This window comes from Streptomyces sp. NPDC016845, from assembly GCF_044332585.1.
Classification (GTDB): Bacteria; Actinomycetota; Actinomycetes; order Streptomycetales; family Streptomycetaceae; genus Streptomyces.
The window spans coordinates 13,556-37,268 of the sequence record NZ_JBIRPI010000038.1 but is presented as its reverse complement, the minus strand read 5'-3'; the positions used below and the strand labels follow the sequence as shown (position 1 = coordinate 37,268).

Genomic DNA, 23,713 nt, shown 5'->3' with positions numbered 1-23,713 from the left:
GCATCTGCAGCTTGGTCTCGCGACGCCACAGCCAGGTGTGTGACGGTGCTACGGCTGGGCCAGATCCGCACGATCGCCGTGCCCGCCCACGATCGCCGCGCCCGCTCACGATGGCCGTACTCCAGCCCGATCGCTTCGCGCCGGCTCGCCGCTCACCGCTCACGTCGCCTTGTCCGTGGCGATCACCCCGACCAGCGCCCCGACGATGGTTGCGATGACCACGGGAATACCGTCGGGTACCGCCTTGCCGATCGCCGTCAGGACGATCCAGCCCAGGATCAGCAGCAGCAAGGAAACACCGAGGATGTAGAAGACCAGCCCGTAAAGCCCCCGATTGAGTCGGGTGATCCTGGGCAGTGACTCCTCACCCTGGCCCGGCCTGACGGCTTGCTTTGCGCCGTCAGGGACCTCTGCACGAGGCAACGACATGGATCGCCTCCTTCACACGGCCACCCGACCGGAAATTCTCCAGTCGAGCGGACTGGTTGCGTGATACTTCCAGGCCCACCCAAGGCTTCGGGTAACTGATACACGATGCCGTCATTTCAGCTCACCGAATCGGTCCAGAAGGCGGTGGGACCGCAGCCCGAAAAGCTGCGGTCCCACCGTCTTGCTGTGCTCGGCTCGGGGAGTAGAGTTCATCGCGCCTACGGAACCGGAGAACCGAATCTCTGAAGATCACGTCGAGTGCACCAGTGCAATAGCGGAACGCATCAGGCATACTGCCGAATCTTTCGTTCCGTCAAGATGCGGGCCGGTACACGGTCGCCGGGCACACGCCGAGCAGTACCACCAGCCGCCGCATGATCAGGTTGGTCCGCCGGTACACGGCCCCAGCAGCACCCGCTCGGACAGCGACAGCCGCCACGGCCGCCCCATCCGCGGATGCTCGCCACCGCGCTCCCGCACTGCCCGCATCAGCCGCGCGAACCAGCCCGCCCGGAGCTCGGTGAACACCTCCACTCACTCCGGCTCGGCCCTCAACACCTCACCCAAGCACAGGTAGAGCCCACTCATGAACTTCTGGAACAGGAACTCTTCATCCGTCACGGACGCACCTCTTTTCGATATCTGCAAGCGACGATGACCGAGTGCGCCTGTTGGAAGGTGCGCGATCGTAGCCTTCCGCATCGTCATTGTGTCGAGCGGCCTTCCATCTGTGGTGACAGGTCTTGCGCTCAAGTTCTTCAAGGTCAAGGATCGGCGCCTGTCGCAGAAGCAATTTCCCAGCGATTCTGATCCTTCATTCTGGTCGGCATTCCCAAATGCGGAACCATGAGTCGTGAATCATGAAACGGCCTCTTGCGGGCGGGTGGCGAAGATGCTCGTTTTCAATCATCTGCCCGCGCTGTCAGCCGGGCCGATTCTCCGTCGCGTCGAACCCACCTCGGTCTTTACGGCCACATCAAAAAGACCAAGAAAAGCCGTCTGGCCCTGCCGCCGGCGTATGTGCTGGGTCGTCAGGGCCAGTTCGCCGGCGCGCTCATCGCTGCCGTCAGGAACGTGATCGCCCAACGCCGGGCCGCCTCGCCCGCTACCGGGGACGCGCAGCCGGGGGAAGGCTGCTGGTGGACCTGGAGGCGGTCGATGGCCGTCACGGCGAAGATCCCCCGCATTCGGAACCCCAGCTCCTCCGGGGGAAGATCGGGCAGGACGCGCGCGAAGGCTGCGAAGTAACGCTCGCGGATCTCGCCGTCGGCCGTGCCGGTCCAGTTGCGTGCCTCCTCGGCGGGGTCGCTGAGGATCATCACGATCAGCCGGGTCCTCCGGTCGCCGCCCTTGTTGTCGGCCGGCATCTCGTCGAATAGCGGTGCCGCGAACGCCTCCACCAGTTCGCTGACCGGTGGGTCGGGGGTGCGGGCGAGCAACTTGTCGAGCCCTGGTCTGCGGCAGTCTGTTCGCCGCCCGCATGCATGAGGCCGACCACGATGTATCACGCCTCGCCCGGGGCGGGCGCCTGACCGCTCTGCGCCAACAGGGAGTGCAGCTTGCCGAGGAGAACGGCCCTGTCCGAAGTGTGCCGGTAGCGGTGACGGAGCACCCGGGCGGCAGGTGCGACCTGATCACCGTCTTCGTCCGCACCCACCAGGTGGACGCGGTATTGGAATCACTCGCTGATGTGTGGGGGGACGTACTGTTCCTGCTCAACTGGGCAGCAGGCCCGGACGCCCTGGGTGCGGTGCTCGGCCATGAGCGGGTGCTGCTCGGCTTCCCCATGACGGGCGGCACGATGGACGGCGACGTGGTCCGCTACCGCAAGACCAATGTCATCACCCGCCGGGTCGCGATACCGATCGGTGAGCCCGACGGCCGTACCACCCCGCGACTGGAACGGATTGTGGCGACGTTCCGTACCGCCGGGGTCAACGCCAAGGCCGAGCCGCACATGGGCGCCTGGCTCAGGACACACGCAGCGTTCGAAGTGCCGCTCGATCAGGCGGTACACGCGGCGGGCGGCCCAGCGGCGCTGAGCGACGATCCGGCCGCGGTACGCGGCATGCTCCGCCTCATGCGCCAGAATCTTGCCGCGATGGAGACACCACCGGTACCTCGCGCGTTCGCCGCGTTGCGGGCTCTGCCAGAAGGGCTCCTTGTCGCCGTGCTCCGGCGCTTCCTGAAGAGCCCGACGGCCGTGCACAGCGGACTCAGTGACCGCTCGCCTGCCACGGTGGCCGAACTCGAGCAGCTGGCCGAGCAGCTCCGCGCCCCTGCGGGAGTCCGCTGAGTGGCGCAGGGCGGTGAGACTCACGACGCACATCGTCGCCAGGTCCGCAGCCCACCTCCACTCTCTTCCCGGACGGCAACCGTTGACCCATGTGGAGCTTCCCCTTGATCGCGGACACCTGGAGACTGGGATCTGAGTGGTCCCAGAGGAAGTAGCACCACGTGGGAAGTAAGTACACCAAGCGGTACACCGAGGAGTTCAAGCGGGACGCGATCGCGCTCGTAGATGCCTCGGGTAAGACGGCCATCGCGGTTGCCCGGGATCTCGGTATCAGCTCGGAGTCCCTGCGCGGCTGGTACCGCCGGACGAAGGCGAACCGGGGAGGGGGCAAGTCCGGTGAATTGACCAGCGTTGAGTGCGAGGGAACTCAAGCGGCTGAGCAAGGAGGTCGCGAACAACAGCAGACGATCGAGCGCCAAGAACGTTGAACCGCCGGTTTCGGGTGTCCTCCTCGGGCACTACGGCGATATAGCAGGACGATCGGGTACGTTGCCCTCTCCGCATGGATCGACCGGCACAGATCGCTCACCGGTCGTTCTCGTTCTCCCGCGAAGATGCGTCGGCATAGAGCCGGACCTGCTCTGGCACCTGCGTCCGCCTGGCGGGCGTGGGCGGGGGAGCGGGGCTGCTGGATCTGGCCGCCGACGGCGTCGGGGGCGATTCGATCCCCCATCTGGTGCCGCGGGTGGCCGCGCACGTGGCCAAGGCGTTCAAGGGCCGCCGTCGACAACTTGCGAAGATCGGAGTGGAGCGGTTCTACCTGCCGCCCTGCAGCCCGGAGTCGAACGACATCGAACTGGTCTGGCGGCAGACGAAGTAGGCCGTCGACGAGGCCCTCACGCGCCGACGCAACCAGATCCACACATCAGCAGAGAACTTCACCCGCACCGCTCAGGCGGTCGGTGAGGGCGGTGGTTCCGGCCGAGTTGAGGTGCAGTTGCTCGCCCAGCCAGCGCGGGCACTCCGCGCATAGCCACCTCAGCCCCAACGGATACGAACGCCGACACCACCGCTGAACTCCCGCTCACTGCATGATCGATTACCGCGTGCCCACCATCTCGGGAAGGGGAGGGCCCCTGACCTCGTCCACCACCACGCAGGACAGATGAGAGAAGGCCGTGGAGAACGTCGAGAGCACGCTGCAATCACACGAACGACGGTTCTGTCACTCGGTGGTGCCACCGTGTCACTGCCCCACGAATTGGATCAGAACCCGATCGGGAGGCCGTTGACAGACGCGTTGACAGACGCGTTGACAGGCGGTGACTTGCCTAGAAGTAGTGTTTGCGTCCGCCGACAGCGCGGCCGGTCGCTCCGAGAATCCACAGGATCGCGCCGATCAGGATGAGCACCCCGCCGATCGTGGTCAGCAGGGACATGCCTACCAGCAGGCCGATGATCAGCAGAATCAGACCAACAACAATCATCACGCATCCGATCTTCCGGGTCTTTCCTTCGGCACGCGCGGCCCCGACTCTGCCGAGCCCACGACGCCCCCTTATCTGAATCTGAACTCCGTGCCCCGGACCTGCTGCCGCTCAAGCCGATGAAGCCCGGCGGCTGCACGCCCGTGATACTCCCCTCCTGTGCCCCGCTTCCGACAGCACATGCACGCCTGGCACCGGCCCCCGCGGGATCGGCCCGTGCCATCGGGAGTACTGCGAAGCCGTCTCCGGGCCCCGGAGCCCACTCCACCACCCAGGTGCGGCCGCCAACGGGGCACCGCCAGCACCCCCACCATCCGACGCTCGGCTCCGGCGTACGCAGATGACCCCTCAGTCTCGTCCGCCCCCTGCGACTTCCGGCTCCGCATCTACCGTGGCAGGTGCACCAGCCGGCATCTCCGCCATCACCTCGAACACCGTCTCCCGAGCGATCCGCAACCGGTGCAGATCCTCCCGAGCCTCTTCCAACCAGCCACTTACCTCGGCCAGTTGCTCCTCCAACTCGTCGACCCGCACCCGGGCAGTCGCCTCCCGGGCCTTCAACTCCTCGAACAACGAGCCCATCAGGATCGCCTCCTCCACCGCCCACGGTAGAGAGAGACCCAGCCGAACACACCCCGACCACCACCGTCCTACCGACGTGCAGGTGGCTGCGGTCGAAGCGGGCGAAGGCGTCGTCGATGGCCTCGGCCACGGTGTGCATGTTGTGCAGCGTGGAGACGGCGAAGATGCGGCCTGGTCGCGGCCACAGCTCACCGGCCATCCCGCCGCCCAGCAGGACCACCCGCACACTCCACCACTGACCGCCCGCCATAGGACGCGTCTGGCGTACCCGGTTACAGCCCCGCCGGCGAACGGGCAGGAGGCACCCTGGCCACCAGGCTTGCTCTTCCATGCGGGCACTGTGTCGCGGACGCATTTCCGAGGCGTCGGCGCCCTGAGGCCAGGCTGGGTTCATACGGCCGTTGACGACGGCTTCGTCAGACGACTGAGCCGTGGCTTGGCTGTGCGAGCCGGCTCCCGGCCACGCGTGTGGCCGCCTGCTTGAGTCTGCTGAGCACCGGAATGACCTCGGCATGGGTCACCGCGGGCAGGCTGCCGAGCTGCTCGGTGACGTAGCTGAACAGCTCGGTACTGTCGCGGCAGGTCACAGCGGCCACGATGTTCGCGGAGCCGGTGACCGCGGCGACCCAGCTGGTCTGCCGGTGCGCGGACAGGGCCTCGCAGACGGTGGTGATGAGGCTGGGGGAGACCTGCAGGAGCAGCGTTGCCGATGTGCGGTAGCCGAACGCTTCCAGCATCACGTCCACGTCCACGGTGACCGCACCGCTGTCCAGGAGTGCCTGCAGACGGCTTCTGACCCTCGACAGCGGCCAGTTCAGGGCGCGGGCGAGGGCGGCGACGGTGGCTCGGCCGTCGTGGCGCAGTTCCTCCAGGAGCGGACGGTCCTCGGGGGGCACCGGGCTGTACGTCACCTTGCGCCGGTCGGGGTCGCGTCCCTCGAGCAGGTGCCGCTCCGCTTCCTGGCTCAGCGGCTGCTCGAATCCGGACCATTCGGCGGGGCCGCCGGAGTAGGAGTGCAGGATCAGGTGTGTGGTGAAGGAGAGGACTTCCGCGGTGTGCGAGATCTGCGGCAGGACCCCTGTCCCGCAGGCCGCGTCGGCAGGCAGGGTCGTGGTGCACATCAGTTCCGCGCCGCCGGAGTGCAGCGCGACCCAGGAGACGTCCTCGCGCGCGGCGAGCACGGCACCCAGGTGTGCGGCGGCGTCAGGGCGGCACTGCAACCGCAGCAGCCACAACCGGTGCCGTGCGGAGGCGGCTGCCTCACTGACCAGGACGCGCAGTACCCCCGCTTCCCGCATCGCGCGGTAGCGGCGCATCGCGGTCTGCTCCGACACTCCCACCGCCTCGGCGATCCGGCGCATCGGCGCCCGCCCGTCGAGCATCAGGCACTGGAGGATTTGTTGGTCCAGGAGGTCCATGCGGGAAGTTTAGGCGCTGTGCGTGAACAGCATGGAGGTTAGAAGGTGATATCGGCTGATCGCTGCGGTTTTTCGAAGGGAGCGACGAAGACTGGGTGCATGAGCGTTTTGAACCACCAGATCGTCTGGTCCCGCGATGCCGAGACCTCCGCCCGCTTCCTCACCGACATGCTGGGCTTCGAGCCCCCGGTGAAACTCGGTCACTTCGTCATGGTGCAGGTCAGCCCCGACATCACCTTCGACTACATGACCACCGACCGCGCCATCATGGCCCAGCACTACGCTTTCCTGGTCAGCGAGAACGAGTTCGACACAATCTTCGCCCGGGTACGGGAGCGCGGCCTGGAGTACTGGGCGGATCCCCGGCACCAGGAACCGGGCTCGATCAACTACCTCGATGACGGCCGCGGCGTCTACTTCAACGACCCCAGCGGCCATGAACTGGAGATCATCACACGTCCCTACGGCAGCGGCGGTCTCGACGCCGAGCACGTCAACCCGCTGCTCAACGAGGAGCTCAAGAGGAGCGGAAAGCTCCCGGACCTGTCATGACCGAGTCGTCGACCGGCTGCCCGTCGTCCAGATGCTGATCGCGAGCACCCGGGGCGGGCGCGCGGGGGCGCCCACCGCACGGTGGGTCGCCGCAGAGGCCGCCTCGGGCGGAGCCTTCGACATCGAGGCGGTCGACCCCGCCGGGACCGGCCCGCCGATGCTCGCCGGACCGAGGCACCCGAGCGCGCGGGACTACCGGGTGGCACTCGCCCGCGCGTCAGCGAGCTCATCGACCGCGCGGCGGAACACTTCTTCGGGTGCTCCGAGTGCGACCGCGACTACAACACCGCCTTGAAGAACGCCCTGGACCACCTGTTCCGGGAGTGGCGCGGCAAGCCGGTGATCTTGGTCGGTTACGGTGGCGTGGCAGCCGGGGCCGGCGCCGCGAGGGCCCTCGAACCGGTACTGACCGCGCTCCAGCCGCAGGTGGTCGGCTGCGTCCCGATCCCGGACATCGACCAGCTGCTGCACCCTCAGGACGACGGGCGGGTCTTCCGTCCCACCGCACCGATCGAGCACGGCCTCACCACAGCCCTGGACGCCCTGCGCCGGGTCCTTCGACCCGAACGGACCGGTGCACACACCTGATCTCCCGCCCGCCTGTCGAAGGAGCCGACATGCCCGACTTCCGAGAACTCGACCCCCATGTCACACTCGCTGACCAGCTCGACGAGGGAGGCGGACCGGTCATCCTCGTCAACGTCCTGCAGGTCGCCCCCGAAGACGTCGACCGGTTGCTGCTGGCCTGGTCCACCGACGCGGCCGCACTGAAGAACCAACCGGGCTTCATCTCCACCCAGCTGTACCGCGGCATCGCCGGCAGCGGCACGTTCCTCAATCACGCCGTGTGGGAGTCGACCGACCACTACCGCACGGCCCGGCTGGACGGCAGCGTGCGCGCGGCCGCCCGTGAGCTGTACCCGGCCAGTCTCATCGCCACCCCGCACCTGTTCCGGGCCCAGGCCGTGCCGGGCATCTGCGTCGCCTGACACGCCGAAGCGGTGACGGACAGCGGAGCGCATGGTCAGTCGGCCGCTCCGGCCATCGGCTTCCCCGACGAGCCCGTCCGGCAGGCCCGCCGTTCACCGGCTGACGTGGGAGCGCGGCCCGTCACGCGGGACGCGCCGCAGGGGCCCGGCGGGCCCGGTCAGGGTAGTGCTTGCGCAGATCCGAGGTGGTCATCCGGTCCAGCACACGGTCGGGAAGGAAGCGGGAGGCGCGGATGAGGAAGGCGGTCATCGCGCCGATGGTGTAGCGCGTGCGGGGTCGGCGGACGGTCGCGGCCTTCGCGATCGTGCGGGCGGCCGTCTCGGCGCTCACGCCTGCCTTGGTGAACGCGGCGACGTGGGAGGGGATCGCCAGCATCAAGTCGCCGTAGCGGGCACTCTGCTCCGGGGTCATCTCGGCACTGAGGCGGCTCAGCGTCGTCAGACCCAGGCCGGCCATCTCGGTTCTCACCCCGCCCGGCTCGACGACCACCACCTGCACGCCGTGCGGGGCCACTTCGTTGCGCAGTGCGTCGCTCACCGCCTCCAGGGCGAACTTGCTGCCGGCGTAGGCCCCGTAACCGGCCATGGAGACCTTGCCGTTCAGCGAGCTGATGTTGACGATCCGGCCCGCGCCGCGCACCAGCGCGGGCAATAGGGCCTGCGTGAGCGCGATGTGACCGAAGACGTTCACTTCGAACAGGCGCCGCCATGCGTCGAGCGGGATCATCTCGACCGGTCCGGCCATGGGCTGGCCCGCGTTGTTGACCAGGGCCCGCAAACTGCGTCCCTGCGGGTCGCTGTCGATGCGGTTCACCAGCGCCGCGATGTGGCCCCTGTCTGTGATGTCGAGGATCACCGGCTCCACGCAGGCGGCGAGGAGGGCTTGGCCATCGCTGTCGCGTCGAACGCCGGCGAGGACATGAAAGCCGCGGCGGGCCATCTCACGGGCGGTGGCCGCACCCATACCGGTCGATGCACCGGTGACGACGACGAGTTCCTGAGTTTCAGATGACTTTGTCACCTAAGCGATCCTGCCGGTCTCGGATGACGGTGTCAACTCATTCAGGTGACCGTGTCATCATCAGCCCGCTAGGATGGCCCTCATGATCAGCCGAACCGAATCGGCCGCCGCCACGCGTCGCGCCCTCATCGATGCCGCGGCGGGCCTGCTCGACCGCGGGGGCCTCGAAGCGGTGACCCTCCGCGCGGTCGGCGCGGAGGCCGGAGTGACCCGCGGTGCGCCCTACCGGCACTTTCCCGACAAGGAGAGCCTGCTGGTGGCGATCGGCACGCGGGCATGGGACCGGCTCGGCGATCTCATGGAGGAACTGCGCGCGGATGCCGGTCTGTCGGGCGAAGAGAAACTGCGCAGCGGGGTCGTCGCGCTCATCGACATCGGCCGCTCCCGGCCGCACCTGTACAAGCTGATGTTCAGCAATCCCTCCGCTGACCCCACCGCACTGGCCCGTGCGGCCGAGCGGAGTCAGACCGAGTTCCTGGCCATCGTCGCCGACCTGGTCGGCGAACGAGACGCCCGGAGATACGCCGCTCTCCTCATCAGCGCCGCGAACGGAGTCGCCGGCATGGAGGTCAGCGGTCAGCTGCCCAACGACAAGTGGGGCGAGGTGGGCGCCGAAGACCTCATCGACACGCTCGTCACCATGATCGCCGGCAGCGGTCGGCGATCCTGACCGGGCAGGTCGATCAGACGCTGCTAAGCGTTGCTAAGCGTTGCTAAGCGTTGCTAAGCGTTGCTAAGCGCCGAGCGGCGGTGACCGGCGGTGAGGCTTCTCCTCGTCCAGGGCGTGGCAGGCGCGTCCGATGCTCTGCCTCCGGCACGCTCCGCCGACCATCAGGGCTGCTCCGAGACCGGCGAGGAGGCTGAAGTCCTCGGCCAGGACCTCTGGGTCCTGGCCCGGCCCGGTAGAGCGTGAGGAGCTTGTCGTCGTCGGCCTGGCTCCAGGGGTTGCCGACATTCGGGTACCGGGCGCGCGGTTGGTCCGGATCCTCGCGCTGTGTGGCACCCGGAACCCGCACGACCTCCACAGATGCAACCGACTCCAGAGGGAAGCGAACGCGTTCCGTGTCTCCATTCCCAAGGATCAACTGGCTGTCCGCGAGCGTGATGCGGTCGGCCGGGATGGTGGCGGCGCGACGTCGGCAATCATCATCGTCCGGATCGGCGATGAAGCCGGGGCGTGCGGACCATCGCGGCCCTGGGCGGGCCCTCTGTGCGCATTGCGGCTGCTCGTGCGCACAGGCATGTGCCGGGGCGGTGCGCGGCTGGGGTGATGCGTTCAGCCGCCAGGTCGACGGGCTGGCGGCGAGGCTGCTGCGACGCGGCGCCGTCCGTGCGATTGACGGTGCCGAGCGGTCCCTGCCTGCTGAAGGAAGCGGGGCACTGTCCGCAGTACGCTCCGCTCGGCCGGGCCGAGCCGCCGCCTGCCCTCGGTCGCCTGCTGGAGCCGGGTGGCCGGCATCGCTTCGAACGTCTGGGCCACCTCGTCGTCGAGGAGCGGGGCCAGCGCCTCCCGCGCGGGCCCGTCCGCCCACTGGTGTCGTCGAGCAGCGCAAGCCCCGCCGTGCGCCGCCGGGCACCCCCGGCGGCCACATCCCGCTCCGCGCACCCCATCTGCCTTGGCTTCTCTCCTTCGGCCCGTCCTCCCTGCGGCCGGTCCTCCTCGCGGGCCCCGTCCCCCGACGTGACATTCTGTGCCGATGAACGGTCCGGAGATCATTGTCGAAGTCGCACCCGTCCTCGGCCTGTTCGTGCCGCGCGCCTACCGCGACGGCACGCCTGCGCCGCTCACCGTCGACGGCGTCTCCACGCTCGGGCACGTCGTCGAATCGCTCGGGGTGCCGCTCACCGAGGTCGGCGCTCTTCGCGTCGACGGCGCCGAGGCGGGCACCGGGCACATCCCGGCGGCGGGGGAGCGGGTCGAGGTGCGGGCCGTCACCCGGCCGCAGCCTGTACCGGGCGCGCCGCTGCGCTTCCTCCTCGACGTCCACCTCGGCACCCTCGCCCGCCGGATGCGGCTGCTCGGCGTCGACACCGCGTACGAGGCCACCGACATCGGCGATCCGGCCCTCGCACTCCGCTCGGCGACCGAACGCCGGGTCCTGCTCAGCCGCGACCGGGGGCTACTGCGCCGCCGCGAACTGTGGGCGGGCGGCTACGTCTACAGCGACCGCCCTGACGACCAGCTCCGCGACGTCCTCGGACGGTTCGCCCCCGAGCTGCGCCCCTGGAGCCGCTGCGCCGCCTGCAACGGCACCTTGGCTGCGGCCCGCAAGGAGGACATCACCGACCGCCTTCAGGGCGGCACCGCCGCCGGCTACGACGTCTTCGCCCAGTGCGGGCAGTGTGCCCGCGTGTACTGGCGCGGAGCGCACCACGACCGCTTGGAGGCGATGGTGACGGCGGCGATGGCCGAGTTCGGACCGGGGGCGGGGTGTAGCTGACCCGCGCGAGCCCGGCCTGAGCGCGCGCCCCGGTCCGGCGCGCCAGCACATTGCCCCACGCAGCGCGGGAACACGTCCCCATGCCCAACGACGCCGCGGCGGGCGGCGCGGCGCAACAGGTGCCTGGAGCACACCGCCGGACTCCACGGCCCGCATCCCCGGGCGCCCTGCCTCCAGCTCACCGACGTTCGCATCTCGCCGGCCTGCGGCCACGCGTCGGCCACGCCACCACCCCGGGCACGCGCATCACATGGCCGTGTGCCCCAGCACCGACGAGCAGCGCTGCGCCGAGCACGGTGCCCCAGACCGGCCCGGTCTGCAGGTCGAGTGGCCGGTGCGTCTGCCAGCCGCGATAGTCGAGGAGCTGGGTCACCCAGTGCTCGCGCCACACCCATGACCGCTTTGCCCGGAGCAGAAGCCAGCCCGCTCGCGAGCCAGAGCACCCCGGGCGAAATCTTCCGACGCCGACTGTCGCAGGACGCTCCCAGCAGAGCGTGGGGGCACTGGGCGGGCCGATGCCTGCGCCGCAGCCCGGCATCAACCGCCCGAGCTGCACACACGAACCAGTACCGACGAGGGGTACCCGGCATGACTGAAGACAGCTTCGGCAACCCCATCGACCCCATCGTTGGATTCGCCCGCGGATCGATCATCACCTCGTCCACCGAGGAAGGGCTGCGCTTGCGCCACGGGCAGACCATCGCCGCGGAACGGGCAGGCAGACTGGGCCGGGAATCGATCGCGGTCTTCACCGGAAACCAGCGCGACTACCCCGTCCGGGCCCAGGATCTGAACACGCTCTGCGAGGAGTGGGTCGGCCCGGGCCTGTTCGCCGCGCAGTTGCGCGCCGCCGGGCTTGCCCACCTCGGGGGCCGCAAGGACGATGAGGTGGCGGTGTTCAACCGGACCAGTGCCGCGATCATCGCGACGATCGTGGCCATTGCCCGGGACGCCCGCGTGGTCTCCGTGGTGCCGAGCGCCGGGCGGCCGCACGCCTCGGTGATGCACGGCGCGCGTATGGCCGGCGCGACCCTGATCCACGCTTCCGTGGACGGTGACTGGAAGAAGCAGATCGAGGCCCGTCGTCCAGCTCTGGTCCTCCTCACCACCGTGACCAGCGGCTTGGAACGGATCGCGGACAGTGACATCCAGGATGTGGTGGCCTACGCCCGTGAGCACGGCGCTGCCACGCTCCTCGATGAGGCTTTCGGCGCCCGGCTGCGTACTGCGCTGCATGCCGGGGCACCCTCCCTCGTCCTCGGCTCGGACCTCACGGTCACCAACTGTGACAAGGCAGGTCTGTCCGGTCCCCGGGCCGGCCTGCTGGCCGGACGCGCCGAACTGGTCGCGCGCGTGTCGGCGGTGGGGGCCTGCTTCGGCATGGAAGCCCGTGCCCCGATCGCCGTCGGCGCGCTGCGCTCGCTTGAGGGATATTCTCCCGAGCGGCTGTGCGAACAGGCCCGAGTGGGACAAGAACTCGCCGCCGCCCTGGCCGAGCGCTACCCCGCTGGGATCGTCCACCCCACTGACCTGGGCCCATCGATCCACGAGGACGACATCTTGCGAGATGTCCTGGGCCGGGCTCGAGTTCCCGCCGATCAGGCTCCTGTGGTGCCTTGCGAGGCGGGCGCGGCGCTTGGCGCCCTGCTGCTGCGTGATCACGGCATCCTGACCGTCAGCACCCATGCACAGCCCGACGCCGGGGCTGCGCTGCGGCTCAAGCCGACTGCCGAGGCCATTCGCAGGGTGGGCGGCATCCCGGCCGTCGTCGAAGCCGTGCTCAGTGTGAGCAGGAAACTGGCCGCTGTCATCACCGACCGCGACGCCGTGGCTGCCCTCATTCTGGGAGATGCCGCGTGACACTCATGGATTGACGGACGACCGGGTGGCCACCCTCGGCCTTGGCGTAGAGCCTTGGGGTAAGGCCTTGGCGTACGGGCAGGAAAGAAGACCCCACCTACCGGGCAGCGTGCGCATGGGCGCAGCCGTCGACGGCTCAAGGACCGCGGGACGATTGCCGCGGCCGCAACCAGGGGCCTCCCGCCGCCGCCCGAGGCGCAGACGTAGCGGCGTGCCTGTCCTCACTGGGTCTTTTCGATGAGGGATGCCACGGTGGTAATGCCGTGAATGAGGCGTTCTTCGCTTTCTGTGCCTACGGACAGGCGGACGAAGCGGTCACATGAAGCGCCGTACCCGATGCCAGGAACGACGCCTACGCCGTGCTCGGCCAGTAGCGTGTCGGCGAAATCCTTCGATTGCATTCGGGAGGCGCCCAGGGAAGCGAAGAGGTAGAACGTGGAGTCGCCGGGAAGGCACTCGACGTTGCGGTCGGCGAGCAGAAGAGCCATACGATTGCGTAGCGCAACAACCCGTTGGATCTGCGGCCGCGTGTACTCAAGGATGTAATCGAAATGCTTCGCGAGATAGTAACAGAGCAGAGTGGGGGCGCAGGTCACCAGATGCTGCTGCAGTTTGACGATCTGACTGATCAGCTGGCGGTTGGTGATGAGGTATCCGACCCGCCATCCGGAGATACCGTAGTTCTTCGACATGGAATTGCATAGAATCGTGTGCTGCTTGTCAGGATCGTGCGCGAGCACTGACACAAAGGCCGCCCCCTCGGGTACGAACTCGTGGTAGGCCTCATCGGCGATGAGCGCCAGGTTGTGGCGCTCGGCCAGTTCATGGAGGAGCCGGAGCTCCTCGGTGCTCAGCCGGCCCCGCTCGGGTTACGCGGATTGTTGACGACGACGGCCCGAGTGCGCGGGGTGACGTAGGTGGCGAGCTCTTCGACGGTGCACTGCCAGGGCGTCGTCACGGGGACTCCACGGGCCAGACGCACCTGGTCCGGATAGCTCACCCACAAGGGCTCCGGGATGATCACTTCGTCGCCCGGCTCCAGAATCGCGGCGAGGGCCATGAAGATCGCCATTTTGGATCCGGCGGTCACCATCACCTCATGCTCCGGATCGACCGGCGCGCCCGACGCGGCCCGGTGGTATCCGGAGAGTTTCTCGCGCAGTGACGGCAGTCCGCGCGAGTGCGAGTAGTGGTGGATCTTTGCTGCCGGGAGATCCTCGAAGGAGGGTACAGGGATGTCGAAAAATGCTTCGCCGAGCGAGAGCGTGATGACGTCGTTCCCCGATGCCTGCATCTCGTAGATTTTATTGTTCAGTTTGATGGATGAGGCCTCTTGTATGCCGTCCAGCAGGCTTGCGTGGCGAAACGGGGGCATGGGTGCGTCACCTTTCGCGAGGGGCGGGTGCGGCGCGGCATGTGTATGAAAGAGTTATGCAGCACGATCCACCGTCTGCCCGCACGGGCGGAGGAAGTTTCCTGCCGCTGGAAGGCGTCAGCCAATTACGGCGCACAGAGATTTCCTGAGACCTACTGTGCCAGCAGTGGCGCCAGGCGGCACGCCGGGCTTTTTGGCAACGACGCTGCGCTGCGGACGCGGAGACCGGCTGTTACGAAGCGCTCATGCGCTCTGCGGGACCGATGTCCACGCTGCATACGGCACCGCTCATTCGTAAACTCGGGCGAGCCCCCTCAATCCGGCCGGAGGAGCACACATTGCCCCACCACCGCCCCAGGATCGCGCTGGTCACAGCCGAGCCGGACCCCGAACTGCCCGCCGACCAGGACATGCCCCTGCTCCTCGAGGCGGTACACCAGGCAGGAGCCGAGGCCATGGCCGTGTGCTGGGACGACGCGGACGCGGACTGGGCGGCATTCGATCTCGCCGTCATCCGGTCCGCCCGGGACTACCCCGCGCGTATCAGCGAGTTCCTGGACTGGGCCGACCGCTGCGCAGCCCTTACCCGGCTGGCCAACGATCCCGCTGTTCTGCGCTGGAACGCCGACAAGCGCTATCTGCGCGACCTGGCTCAACTCGGCATCCCTGTAGTGGACACCCACTACGTGGAACCCCCGAACCCCGATGCTGCCACCGCCCTTCCGCCAAGCGGCGAGTTCGTCATCAAGCCGGCCATCGGAAACGGCTCGCGGCTTGCCGCCCGCTACGACGCGCACGACCACGAACAGGCACTGCACCACCTGAACCAGCTACTCGCAGCAGGTACCACCGCGCTCATCCAGCCCTATGTCCACCGCGTCGACACTACGGGCGAACACTCCTTGGCCTACGCCGGCGGCCGACTCCTGCACGCCACGCAGAAGGACGCAGTGCTGACGGCCGGCAGCTCATTCACTCAACCCAAAGTGCCACACCCGGGGCTGACAACGTGCACACCCTCACCACGGGAGACGGCCGTCGCCGAGCAAGCACTCGCCGCCGTCCCAGGCTCCACCACCCTGCTCTACGCCCGAGTGGACCTGGTCGAAGGCGAGGACGGCCGCCCACTGCTGATGGAACTGGAGCTCATCGAGCCGAACCTGTTCCTGACCTTGCGCCGCACGTCACTGCCCAGACTGGGAGCGGTACTGGTACGCGCCGCTCGTGACGCAAGCAGCCACCGCACCTGACCGGATCCGCCGCACGCCCTCCCGGGCGCCGTCGGCCCACCGCGGGTGTCACACGGCCTGCTCCTTTGCCTCGGCCCCGGCGGGCAGCGGCGGCGCGGGTGCTGTCCCTGCGCAGCTGCGGCCGCCCGTTCCGGAAGTACGGCCTGCGCCGGTTCCCCGACGGCGCGTGGCCGGGTCAGACGGCGGGGATGCGGTGGGCTTCGACGTAGTTCTGGGGGAAGCGAGCCGGGTCCTGATGCCACAGGGCGAGAGTGTGCTGGGCGAAGGTTTCCCCGGTGCGGAGCACGTCCTTCAACGGCTCCAGGTAGGTGAGTGTTTCGGCACGCTCCAGCCCGGCGTCGATGCGTGCGCGCAGCCCTGCCTCGCTCAGGCGCACCAGCTCGGCGGCCAGCCCACGCACCGGCCGTCCGGCGATGGTCGCCTCCATCCCGCGGCGGGCGATGTCGGTGAGGGCGGCCAGATGCTGCCCGTGGCTGATCTCGCGGAGCAGATGCCACGCGGCCGCCCGCGTGGGCGCGTGATAGGTCAGGCCGCTCCAGAACGCCGGTACCGCGGCGAGCGCCGGATAGGGCCATCCGTCCACTGCCCGCAATTCCAGGGTGTCCCGCAGGCGGACATCGGCGAAGATCTGCGACAGGTGGTCGTGCCAGTCCTGGAGCCCGGGCCGCGTGCCGTCGTCGAAGCCGTCAGTCAGCAGGGTCCCGAACGGCACCGGGCGAACAAGCCGCTCGCGGCTGCCGTCCGGCCTGCCACGATGGATCATCGGCAGGCCCAGCGCCCAGTCGATGAAGAGATCGACAGAGAAGTCGTCCCGCAGCGTGACGGGGATGACGCGGGTACGGGCCGGGTCGGCCTGAGCCCAGTAGCGCATCCGGCGAGACAGCCAGCCGCAGGGCCGGCCCGCCTCCAGCGGCGCGTTGACGAAGAGCGCTGCTGCGGGGGTGGACGCCGCAGCCTGGACGCGGAGCTTGTCGGCGAGGTCGGTGAGCGAGGTGAAATCGAAGGAGACCTGGGTGGAGGTGATGATGGACATCATCCTCGGCCCTCCCTGACCGTCCTCTCCCAAGCTCGCGAAGTGGTCACGCATGATGCGGGTGCGTGAGTTCGGCACCCACTGCACGTCCTCGAAGCTGGTGCAGGGGTACTGGGCTCCGGGCACGAGTGCGAAGCCGAACGGGCTCGCGGCCGCGGCGAGTTGTTCGAGTGCGGTCCCGGTGGCTTCCATCAAATCGGCGACGCAGGGGTAGGGGGCCGACGAGTACTCCACCGCCCCACCGTGTTCCAGGGAGACGTTTCCGCCGTCGGGCAGTCGGACGCCGACCAGGGTGCCCTGGTCGTGGACGGGCCGGGCCCCCGGCCCGGACGCCAGGTGCTCGAGGTAAGCGCCGATACCTCGTTCGCCGCCGTAGGGGATCGACTCACCGCTCTGGGGGTCGAGCGCGGCCGACTCGACTTCAATGCCGACAAGTTCGTCGTGGCTCTCCCGCTCGAACACGCTGCGCAGTTCGGCGGGTGAGAGCGCCGGTGATGTCGATGCGACGGACATGAACACACCTTGCGGTTCTGGAAGGGCGACGGCACGGTCGCGCCGGCCGGCGGACAGGCCCGGCGCGGACGACAGCTTCGCATGAATGGGTGCGAAGAGGGCGGGCATACACGCGCATATACGCACGTCTCCACCTTAGTCCGGGTTCCATGAGCGGCAGCCCGGTACCGGCGAGCTGGAACCCGCCGCCGACGCGTGGTGACCTGGCCGCTGCTGCCGCGTTGGACCGCTCGCCCCGGCGGGCGCCCGGTGCCGTACGCCGCCGCAGCTGGGCCCGGCGCACGGCACCCCGACGGCGCGCGGGATTCCGCCGAGCGGCTGTGAGTGCGGGTCCGCTGGATGGGGTGCGGCCGTGTAGACGCTATCGCTGGATTTGTCGGACTGCTGGTGGTGTAGCCAGGGGCACGTGCCAGTCGTAGTTTCCCCTTCAAAGACCCCTCCAGGGTCCGCGGAGCAGGGGGTAACCGTGGGGTTCATGAGGCTCAAGACGACCGGGTTCCAGGCGACTGTCCCGACGCCCGGGGAACCATGGGAGACACTGTTCGTACGCGACGACCGCGTCGCGGTGATCAACACGAGCACGCTGGCCTGGGAAGGGCCACTCGCCAGCGTGTACAGCGGCGAATTCGCGGCGCTGCCCGAGCCGTTCGCGAGCAACAGCGACGGCGCGCTGATGCTGCCCCACGACGGTGAGGAGATTACGGTCTTCTTCGCCGGGGACCAGGCCCTGCAGTGGGGCTGGACCAGCGGAAAGCTGTTCCAGGGCCCCGTCACCGCCCTGCCCCGCCTCGGCCAGATGATCCCGGCCGAATACCGCAGCGAGGTCGACGCGGTCATCCAGCTCCCCGACGACCAGGGCGGGTACCGGCAGACGCTGCTGTTCAAGGGCTCCCGGTGCGCGCTGGTCGCCTGGGGCGACAAGGTCCGCTACGAGGGCCCGATCACGGGACTGACCGTGGGCGCCAGGTGGAACGAGCTGCCCGCCGAGTGGACCGCCGACCTCGACCACGCCTTCCCTCTGGAGGACAGCGGTGCGGGCTACGAGATCTGTCTCATCAAGGGCGAACAGGCCCTGACCTTCAACTGGACGCGCGGTTGGCGCACCAAGGGCGCCTACGCCCAGGCGCTGCCCCGCCTGGCCGCCCTGCCCACCGCCTACCAGCGGCTGCGGCTCCCGGCCGCCGGCCGCTTCACCGGCACCTCCGGCGGCACCCGCCTGGACCTGCGAATCGACTTCCAAGGCCCGCTCCCGGTGGTGAGCGGCGACCTGTTCACCGTCTCCGGCTCCACCACCTACTACAACAACTCCTTCATCCTCGACGGCACCCAAGCCGCACCCGCCCTCCCGGCCGTCGTCGCCGGCACCGCGAAATTCGCCTTCGACACCGCCACGCCGAAGGCGTCGGTGTCGGTGACCAAGCTGGCCCCCGGCGGCACCGCCACCGTCACCCTCACCAGTACCGACGGCGCCACCACCCAGAGCTTCATCTGCCCCTACACCTCCCGGTTCCTGCGGACCATCGACTGGGAAGTCGACACCATGGCCACCACCGTGGCCTTCACCCAGATCTCCACCACCGACTACACCCGCCCGCCAGGACTGGGCAAACGCCTGCTGACCGTCCCCGCCGCCTACGCGGACGCCGGCATCGAACTGCGCGCACAGGCCACCAGCCAGGTTCCCGTCAGTGCCGCGGGCACCGACCTGAAATGGTCGGACGCCGAACTCCACGCGGCGATGCTCCAGCACTTCAGCGGCTACCGCGAGACCCACCAGTGGAAACTGTGGACCTTCATCGCCACGGAATACGCCGACGACGAGGGCGTCCTGGGCACCATGTTCGACAGCATCGGCCGCCAGCGGCAGGGCATGGCCGTCTTCTACGACGAGCAAGTCAGCGGCGGACGCGCCGGGACCCGCAGGGAGCTGCGCACCTACGTCCACGAGATGGGCCACGCCCTGAACATGCTGCACTCCTGGGACAAGGCCGGGGCCACCCCGCCCCAGCCCCTCGGTCCCCGCGGCGGCTACGGCGACCTGTCCTTCATGAACTACGACAGCGAGTACATCGGCCCGACCAGCAGCGGCTCGGCCGCCTACTGGTCGGAGTTCTGCTACCAGTTCACCCCCAGCGAGCTGCGCCACCTGCGGCACGCCTTCTACTACAGCATCGTCCCCGGCGGCAACGCCTTCGAGTACGGCTCCGCCGACCGCGCCGCCGACCTCGCCGCGCCCGCGCAGTTCGCGGTGCCGCTGTCGGAGGACACCGGGCTGCGGCTCGAACTCACCGGCAGGGACACCTTCGCGTACGGCGAGCCCGTCGTCGCCGAGGTGAAGCTCTCCCTGGACGGCACTCGCCCTGAGGTCGAGGTCGCCCCCGGGCTCGGCCCCAAGAGCGAGAACCTGACGTTCCTCATCACCGGCCCGGACGGCGCCACCCGCCCCTTCCGCCCGATGGCCCGCACCTGCGGCCACCACGAGGCCCGCGTCACGCTGGGCCCGGACACCCCGGCGCTCTACGACAGCGCCTACCTCGGCTACGGCGCGAAGGGGCTCACCTTCGACCAGCCTGGCGCGTATCTCCTGCGCGCCGTCTACCGGACGCCCGACGGCTCCCGCGTCGTCTCGGCGAGCAGGCCGCTGCGGGTCCGCTACCCGCTCAGCGCCGACGACGAGCGCGCCGGTGAACTCCTCATGGGCAACCAGCAGGGCACCCTCCTCGCCGTCCTGGGCTCCGACAGCCCGCACCTCCAGGAGGGCAACGACGCGCTGGAGGAGCTGCTGGCCCGCTACGCCGACCACCCGCTGGCCCTCTACGCCCGCATGGCCAAGGGCACCAACGCCGGACGCCACTTCCTCACCCTCGGCGACAAGGGCATCGAGGTGCGCACCGCCGACACGCCCACCGCCGTCCAGCAACTCGGCGCCGTCGTCGAGACCACGCTGGACGACAGCACCCCGGCCGGCGTGGACAACCTCACCCTCAACACCACCATGCGGCGCCTGGCCCGCGCCCACGCCCGCGGCGGCGACCTGAAACAGGCCGACGCCGTCCTCGAACAGCTCGTGGACGTCTTCCGCGACAAGAACGTCCCCCAGCCCGTCCTGGCCACCATCACCGAACAGGCCGAAACCACCCGCACCACACTCCACGAACAGGCATAACCCTCCGGCACCTCCCTGTCCCTGCCCCGCCAGGGACACCGAACACAAGAGCCCGGTCGCGCTACGCGACCGGGCTCTCGCCATGAGGCGGCATCCCGCAGGCGCGCATCAGACAGGTGATGCCGACGGCGACCGGTTCGGGGTCCGGCTGGCGGCACAGGGCGACCAGGGCGTAGGCCGTACTGACCGGGTCGCCGCCCGATCCAGACCGCCGGCCCCAACCGCCGTCGGGGTTCTGGGCCCCCCAGGATGTGGTCGAGCGAACGACGTCGACCGGAGGGTGTGATCTGGCGGGGCGAGACCGTACACATCCAGATTCGCTCGGGCAGGGACGTGACCGCGCAGTGGTTCGACATGGCCGCGGCCCGCAGCCGGTGCTCGGCCCCCCTGGAGACGCCGGCGGTAACGGAAGTGCCAGGATCCGTTCGGCGCTGACTGCGTAGGCGAGGCCCTGTCCGCCGCACTGGGGGCGAAGGCGGCCTTCTGGCCCAAGCAGCTGATGGGAAGCAGGAGGCCGAGTGCGTAGGACAGCATGCTGAAAAAAGGGGCCTTGAGCTGCTTCGAGCGGGCTCAGAGTGCGGGCGATGCTTGGGCGTTGTCCCTCGAGCGGTGGCGGCCATGCGTGCGCGAGGTGCCGCTGGTTCGTCCAAGGATCTCACAAGCGATGAATGGGTCCGACTGAAGCCGCATCTGCCGAAGTCCACTCAGCGCGGTGGTCGTTGGGGCAGTCACCGCAGGATCATCAACGGGATCCTGTACCGGAACCGAACTGGGGTTCCGTGGCGGGATCTGCCTGCGCGTTTCGGCAAGTGGAAGACCGTGTACGAACGGCATCGACGCTGGTCGGCGGATGACACGTGGGACAGGCTCTTCCGGAGCACGTAAGAAGCCTCCGCGGCTTCCGGGGAAAGCCGCATGCCCCGGCAGCACCGGCCCGACGAGGGACTCGGACGCTCCCGGGGCGGCCTGACCTGCAAAATCCACCTCGCCGGTGAGGGCGGATGCCGCCCTCTGGCCCTGCTGATCACTCCCGGCCAGTGGGGCGACGCCCCGCAGCTCATCCCGGTCATGGAGTGTGTCCGTGTCGCCCGCCCGGATGGTGGACGCCCCCGGACTCGGCCTGATCATCTTGGCGGAGACAAGGCGTACTCCTTGCGATACAACCGCCGCTACTTGCGACGACGCCGGATCAAACACACCACCCCCGAACCGAAGAACCAGCGTGCCAACCGTGTACGTAGAGGCAGCAGAGGCGGTCGGCCCGTCGGCTTCGACAAGACGATCTACAAGCGGAGGAACGAAGTCGAGCGAACGATCAACGCCCCCAAGAACTCCCGGGCCGTGGCCACGAGATTCGACAAGCGCGCCAACATCTTCCACGGCACCGTCACCCTCGCCTCCATCAGGCTCTGGCTCCGCCTCTGATCCGCGGGCCAGCCCCCTAGGTCCTGGAATCCAGGTCACCGGCTCCGCGCCCAGGCGCGTGCCGCCTCCGCGTCCTGGGTGGCCGTTGTCGGACAGCCCCAGAGTTTGTCGCCGCTGTGGATGGCCTTGGCCCTTTCCTCCAGGATGTCGGCCGGTGCCACGAAGGCGAGGCCGCGGCAGTGGGCCGTCAGGCCGGGGCGGAGTTCCTTGAGGGCGCGGATGCGGTCGGTCGCGGGGGTGCCGGAGGGGCGTTCGTCCGGTGCGGGCATCAGGAGGACGGCGGCGAAGGGGGTGGCCCGTTCGGTGAGGGTGCGCAGTTCGCGCAGGATCATGCCCTGGGCCTCGGGTGTGGGCAGCCCGGCCACGTCGATCTCGTGAACCTCTGTCTCGCGCGTCTCTAGCGTCTCTCGTGCGTCCATGGGGGCGAGTGTAGAGGTATTAGTGACCACTGGTTACTAATACTGTTGGCATAGCCTTGCCGCGATGACCACGAAGGTGAAGGACACGACCGGAAACCGGCCCGGGCGGCCCGCGCGTCTCAGCCGCGAGCTGATCGTCGAGGCCGCGCTGCGGGGTGACGTGGAGACGCTCACCATGCGGAAGTTGGCGTCCCGTCTCGGGGTGTCGCACTCGTCGCTGTACCGGTGGGTGCCCGATCGGGACGGCGTGCTCGATCTGGTGAGTGAGGTCATGGTCGAGCGGCTGCTGCCCGAGGGGGAGCCGGGGGCCGGCGACTGGCGGGAGTGGCTGGCGCGGCTCGCGTGTTCGATGCGGGAAGAGTTCCTGGCCGTACCCGGGTACGCCGCTCATGTCGCCCGTCCGCACCGGCACCACCCGGAGTCGTTCGGGCGACTGCGGGAGCGGGTCGTCGCGGCGTTCCGGGCGGCCGGTGCGGGGGAGACGGACGCCGAGCTGAGCTGGCAGATGTTCGGGGTCGGGGTGGTCCGGTGGCTGGGGGCGGCCGGGAGTGAGCCCGAAGAGCCGCCGTTCGAGGTGTTTGTCGAGACCTTGTTGCGCGGGCTTCCGGTCCAGTCCGGTTAGGGCCTGCCAGACGGATCAGTTCTCATCCGGGCGGCCCGCGACAAGATCCGCCGGACAGGCCCCAGGCTGACGACATGTGTGTGCTGCGCAGGGTGCCTCCGCCGGGGGAGGACATACCTCGCGAATACCGGATACTCCTGCCCGACATGCGTCTGTTCCTGGACGATGTGGAAGACGTGCACGCTCTGCTCGACGAGCACTGTGCCTCGGTGTCCATCCATGCCGCCCATGCCGTGGCCGACACCGTTGACGACCTCCGTGGAGCCACCCGAGCGGAGTTGAGGGAACTCAAGCTCGTATCCCAAAGCCCCGACATCGTCGTTCAGTTGGGCCGCGGCTCAGTCATCCAGACATCCGACGGACGGGCCGGCTCCTGGGAGCTGGCTGCGCGCGTGGACGTCCTCCTGAAGCCCTACACGTTCAACCGCGACCCGATGCCGCTGCTCGCCCTGGGCGCCGCCGTCTTCGTCGTAGGAATGGAGCAGCTGGTTCAGTGGCAGTACGGACCCGCAGGGATTGTGACATTCCTGCTGCTGGCCATGGGGATCAAGACCTGGCTACCCTGCCGGCAGAGCCGCGGGGGAGCGTGACCGTCGAGCCCCTACGCCGTAGCGAAGCCTATGACCTGGCGCGAGAACGCAAACAGCAGATCCGCATCATGCTGCTCACCGCTGCGGTGAGCGTTCCCGCTGCCCTGGGTGCCGCCTGGCTCACGGACTTCTTCGGCCTGAAGTCATGATCCGGTAGCTGGCCGCGGCCTGCCGGACTGCTTCGGATGCGTTCTCGCAGGACACCAATTGTTCCTCTTCTGTCCTGGTACGTCCACGGACGGGGCGGGGGCCGACTGACGATGCCTGGGACACAGTCGTTCGCCCGCGCGACGGCCTCGGCCGGA

24 protein-coding genes and 1 pseudogene are annotated in these 23,713 nt (G+C 68.7%); 15 read left to right on the top strand and 10 right to left on the bottom strand.

Annotated features, from left to right (window positions below; translation table 11 throughout):
* Nucleotides 1-159: 159 nt before the first annotated feature.
* Nucleotides 160-429 (bottom strand): hypothetical protein, encoded by a 270-nt coding sequence (locus ACH4RC_RS40290; RefSeq protein WP_398209665.1) that lies wholly within the window; start codon nt 427-429, stop codon nt 160-162.
* 1,031 nt (nt 430-1,460) lie between these two features.
* The gene (locus ACH4RC_RS40285; protein WP_398209664.1) at nt 1,461-1,868 is read right to left on the bottom strand and encodes a TetR/AcrR family transcriptional regulator; all 408 of its coding nucleotides are present in this window, start codon (nt 1,866-1,868) and stop codon (nt 1,461-1,463) included.
* Here ACH4RC_RS40285 and ACH4RC_RS40280 point away from each other — a divergent pair.
* The 3 genes from ACH4RC_RS40280 to ACH4RC_RS40270 all read left to right on the top strand — a co-directional run bounded on the left by ACH4RC_RS40280 (nt 1,844) and on the right by ACH4RC_RS40270 (nt 3,545).
* The gene (locus tag ACH4RC_RS40280) at nt 1,844-2,725 is read left to right on the top strand and encodes a ketopantoate reductase family protein (RefSeq protein WP_398209662.1); all 882 of its coding nucleotides are present in this window, start codon (nt 1,844-1,846) and stop codon (nt 2,723-2,725) included. The two genes, ACH4RC_RS40285 and ACH4RC_RS40280, sit on opposite strands and share 25 nt — an antisense overlap.
* 161 nt (nt 2,726-2,886) lie before the next feature.
* Nucleotides 2,887-3,153, top strand: a complete 267-nt coding sequence (locus tag ACH4RC_RS40275; protein WP_398209660.1) for a transposase — start codon at nt 2,887-2,889, stop codon at nt 3,151-3,153.
* Nucleotides 3,154-3,410: 257 nt separating this feature from the next.
* On the top strand, nt 3,411-3,545 hold the full coding sequence (locus tag ACH4RC_RS40270; RefSeq protein ID WP_398209658.1) for a hypothetical protein: 135 nt from the start codon (nt 3,411-3,413) through the stop codon (nt 3,543-3,545).
* A gap of 451 nt (nt 3,546-3,996) precedes the next feature.
* Here the strand turns inward: ACH4RC_RS40270 and ACH4RC_RS40265 are convergent, their stop codons facing one another.
* From ACH4RC_RS40265 to ACH4RC_RS40255, 3 genes are all read right to left on the bottom strand, one after another.
* Nucleotides 3,997-4,155, bottom strand: coding sequence for a hypothetical protein (locus ACH4RC_RS40265; protein WP_398209672.1), 159 nt, complete (start codon nt 4,153-4,155; stop codon nt 3,997-3,999).
* Between the two features lie 345 nt (nt 4,156-4,500).
* On the bottom strand, nt 4,501-4,752 hold the full coding sequence (locus ACH4RC_RS40260; protein ID WP_398209656.1) for a hypothetical protein: 252 nt from the start codon (nt 4,750-4,752) through the stop codon (nt 4,501-4,503).
* Nucleotides 4,753-5,150: 398 nt separating this feature from the next.
* On the bottom strand, nt 5,151-6,152 hold the full coding sequence (locus tag ACH4RC_RS40255) for an Lrp/AsnC family transcriptional regulator (RefSeq protein WP_398209654.1): 1,002 nt from the start codon (nt 6,150-6,152) through the stop codon (nt 5,151-5,153).
* 99 nt (nt 6,153-6,251) lie between these two features.
* Between ACH4RC_RS40255 and ACH4RC_RS40250 the strand changes: the two genes are divergently transcribed.
* The 3 genes from ACH4RC_RS40250 to ACH4RC_RS40240 all read left to right on the top strand — a co-directional run bounded on the left by ACH4RC_RS40250 (nt 6,252) and on the right by ACH4RC_RS40240 (nt 7,693).
* Nucleotides 6,252-6,704: a VOC family protein gene (locus tag ACH4RC_RS40250; RefSeq protein ID WP_398209652.1), complete on the top strand. Its 453-nt coding sequence runs from the start codon at nt 6,252-6,254 to the stop codon at nt 6,702-6,704.
* Nucleotides 6,705-6,785: 81 nt separating this feature from the next.
* Complete coding sequence (locus tag ACH4RC_RS40245) at nt 6,786-7,292, top strand: NAD(P)H-dependent oxidoreductase (protein WP_398209651.1); 507 nt, start codon at nt 6,786-6,788, stop codon at nt 7,290-7,292.
* Nucleotides 7,293-7,321: 29 nt separating this feature from the next.
* On the top strand, nt 7,322-7,693 hold the full coding sequence (locus tag ACH4RC_RS40240; protein WP_398209649.1) for an antibiotic biosynthesis monooxygenase family protein: 372 nt from the start codon (nt 7,322-7,324) through the stop codon (nt 7,691-7,693).
* A 121-nt stretch (nt 7,694-7,814) separates the two neighbouring features.
* Here ACH4RC_RS40240 and ACH4RC_RS40235 read toward each other — a convergent pair whose 3' ends face one another.
* Nucleotides 7,815-8,714 carry an SDR family oxidoreductase gene (locus ACH4RC_RS40235; RefSeq protein WP_398209648.1) on the bottom strand — a complete coding sequence of 300 codons (900 nt, stop codon included), beginning with the start codon at nt 8,712-8,714 and terminating at the stop codon, nt 7,815-7,817.
* A gap of 82 nt (nt 8,715-8,796) precedes the next feature.
* On the opposite strand from ACH4RC_RS40235, the gene ACH4RC_RS40230 reads away from it, so the two are divergent.
* The 3 genes from ACH4RC_RS40230 (at nt 8,797) to ACH4RC_RS40220 (ending at nt 13,015) form a co-directional block, all read left to right on the top strand.
* Complete coding sequence (locus tag ACH4RC_RS40230; RefSeq protein ID WP_398209646.1) at nt 8,797-9,384, top strand: TetR/AcrR family transcriptional regulator; 588 nt, start codon at nt 8,797-8,799, stop codon at nt 9,382-9,384.
* A gap of 1,027 nt (nt 9,385-10,411) precedes the next feature.
* Nucleotides 10,412-11,155: a Mut7-C RNAse domain-containing protein gene (locus ACH4RC_RS40225; RefSeq protein ID WP_398209644.1), complete on the top strand. Its 744-nt coding sequence runs from the start codon at nt 10,412-10,414 to the stop codon at nt 11,153-11,155.
* A 588-nt stretch (nt 11,156-11,743) separates the two neighbouring features.
* A complete protein-coding gene (locus ACH4RC_RS40220; RefSeq protein ID WP_398209642.1) occupies nt 11,744-13,015 on the top strand; it encodes a hypothetical protein in 1,272 nt (423 codons plus the stop codon).
* 221 nt (nt 13,016-13,236) lie between these two features.
* Here ACH4RC_RS40220 and ACH4RC_RS40215 read toward each other — a convergent pair whose 3' ends face one another.
* The gene (locus tag ACH4RC_RS40215; protein WP_398209671.1) at nt 13,237-13,809 is read right to left on the bottom strand and encodes an aminotransferase class I/II-fold pyridoxal phosphate-dependent enzyme; all 573 of its coding nucleotides are present in this window, start codon (nt 13,807-13,809) and stop codon (nt 13,237-13,239) included.
* A gap of 56 nt (nt 13,810-13,865) precedes the next feature.
* Complete coding sequence (locus ACH4RC_RS40210; protein WP_398209640.1) at nt 13,866-14,390, bottom strand: aminotransferase class I/II-fold pyridoxal phosphate-dependent enzyme; 525 nt, start codon at nt 14,388-14,390, stop codon at nt 13,866-13,868.
* Nucleotides 14,391-14,653: 263 nt separating this feature from the next.
* Here ACH4RC_RS40210 and ACH4RC_RS40205 point away from each other — a divergent pair, with 263 nt between their 5' ends.
* On the top strand, nt 14,654-15,640 hold the full coding sequence (locus ACH4RC_RS40205; RefSeq protein WP_398209638.1) for a RimK family alpha-L-glutamate ligase: 987 nt from the start codon (nt 14,654-14,656) through the stop codon (nt 15,638-15,640).
* Between the two features lie 175 nt (nt 15,641-15,815).
* Here ACH4RC_RS40205 and ACH4RC_RS40200 read toward each other — a convergent pair whose 3' ends face one another.
* A complete protein-coding gene (locus tag ACH4RC_RS40200; protein ID WP_398209637.1) occupies nt 15,816-17,186 on the bottom strand; it encodes a glutamate-cysteine ligase family protein in 1,371 nt (456 codons plus the stop codon).
* Between the two features lie 475 nt (nt 17,187-17,661).
* On the opposite strand from ACH4RC_RS40200, the gene ACH4RC_RS40195 reads away from it, so the two are divergent.
* Both ACH4RC_RS40195 and ACH4RC_RS40190 read left to right on the top strand, forming a co-directional pair.
* Complete coding sequence (locus ACH4RC_RS40195; protein WP_398209635.1) at nt 17,662-20,352, top strand: hypothetical protein; 2,691 nt, start codon at nt 17,662-17,664, stop codon at nt 20,350-20,352.
* Between the two features lie 618 nt (nt 20,353-20,970).
* A pseudogene (locus tag ACH4RC_RS40190) lies at nt 20,971-21,777 on the top strand (IS5 family transposase).
* Nucleotides 21,778-21,812: 35 nt separating this feature from the next.
* Here ACH4RC_RS40190 and ACH4RC_RS40185 read toward each other — a convergent pair.
* Nucleotides 21,813-22,196, bottom strand: a complete 384-nt coding sequence (locus ACH4RC_RS40185; protein ID WP_398209634.1) for a hypothetical protein — start codon at nt 22,194-22,196, stop codon at nt 21,813-21,815.
* A gap of 64 nt (nt 22,197-22,260) precedes the next feature.
* On the opposite strand from ACH4RC_RS40185, the gene ACH4RC_RS40180 reads away from it, so the two are divergent.
* The 3 genes from ACH4RC_RS40180 (at nt 22,261) to ACH4RC_RS40170 (ending at nt 23,557) form a co-directional block, all read left to right on the top strand.
* Nucleotides 22,261-22,818 (top strand): TetR/AcrR family transcriptional regulator, encoded by a 558-nt coding sequence (locus ACH4RC_RS40180; protein WP_398209632.1) that lies wholly within the window; start codon nt 22,261-22,263, stop codon nt 22,816-22,818.
* 146 nt (nt 22,819-22,964) lie between these two features.
* On the top strand, nt 22,965-23,408 hold the full coding sequence (locus ACH4RC_RS40175; protein WP_398209630.1) for a hypothetical protein: 444 nt from the start codon (nt 22,965-22,967) through the stop codon (nt 23,406-23,408).
* On the top strand, nt 23,405-23,557 hold the full coding sequence (locus tag ACH4RC_RS40170; protein ID WP_398209628.1) for a hypothetical protein: 153 nt from the start codon (nt 23,405-23,407) through the stop codon (nt 23,555-23,557). The genes ACH4RC_RS40175 and ACH4RC_RS40170 overlap by 4 nt, the downstream gene beginning before the upstream one ends.
* The last annotated feature ends 156 nt before the right edge of the window (nt 23,558-23,713 follow it).

Coding starts and splice junctions, on each gene's coding strand:
- ACH4RC_RS40290 (WP_398209665.1), bottom strand. CDS start 429: ATGTCGTTGCCTCGTGCAGAGGTCCCTGACGGCGCAAAGCAAGCCGTC.
- ACH4RC_RS40255 (WP_398209654.1), bottom strand. CDS start 6,152: ATGGACCTCCTGGACCAACAAATCCTCCAGTGCCTGATGCTCGACGGG.
- ACH4RC_RS40250 (WP_398209652.1), top strand. CDS start 6,252: ATGAGCGTTTTGAACCACCAGATCGTCTGGTCCCGCGATGCCGAGACC.
- ACH4RC_RS40240 (WP_398209649.1), top strand. CDS start 7,322: ATGCCCGACTTCCGAGAACTCGACCCCCATGTCACACTCGCTGACCAG.
- ACH4RC_RS40230 (WP_398209646.1), top strand. CDS start 8,797: ATGATCAGCCGAACCGAATCGGCCGCCGCCACGCGTCGCGCCCTCATC.
- ACH4RC_RS40225 (WP_398209644.1), top strand. CDS start 10,412: ATGAACGGTCCGGAGATCATTGTCGAAGTCGCACCCGTCCTCGGCCTG.
- ACH4RC_RS40220 (WP_398209642.1), top strand. CDS start 11,744: ATGACTGAAGACAGCTTCGGCAACCCCATCGACCCCATCGTTGGATTC.
- ACH4RC_RS40210 (WP_398209640.1), bottom strand. CDS start 14,390: ATGCCCCCGTTTCGCCACGCAAGCCTGCTGGACGGCATACAAGAGGCC.
- ACH4RC_RS40205 (WP_398209638.1), top strand. CDS start 14,654: ATGTCCACGCTGCATACGGCACCGCTCATTCGTAAACTCGGGCGAGCC.
- ACH4RC_RS40200 (WP_398209637.1), bottom strand. CDS start 17,186: ATGTCCGTCGCATCGACATCACCGGCGCTCTCACCCGCCGAACTGCGC.
- ACH4RC_RS40195 (WP_398209635.1), top strand. CDS start 17,662: ATGAGGCTCAAGACGACCGGGTTCCAGGCGACTGTCCCGACGCCCGGG.
- ACH4RC_RS40185 (WP_398209634.1), bottom strand. CDS start 22,196: ATGGACGCACGAGAGACGCTAGAGACGCGCGAGACAGAGGTTCACGAG.
- ACH4RC_RS40180 (WP_398209632.1), top strand. CDS start 22,261: ATGACCACGAAGGTGAAGGACACGACCGGAAACCGGCCCGGGCGGCCC.
- ACH4RC_RS40175 (WP_398209630.1), top strand. CDS start 22,965: ATGCGTCTGTTCCTGGACGATGTGGAAGACGTGCACGCTCTGCTCGAC.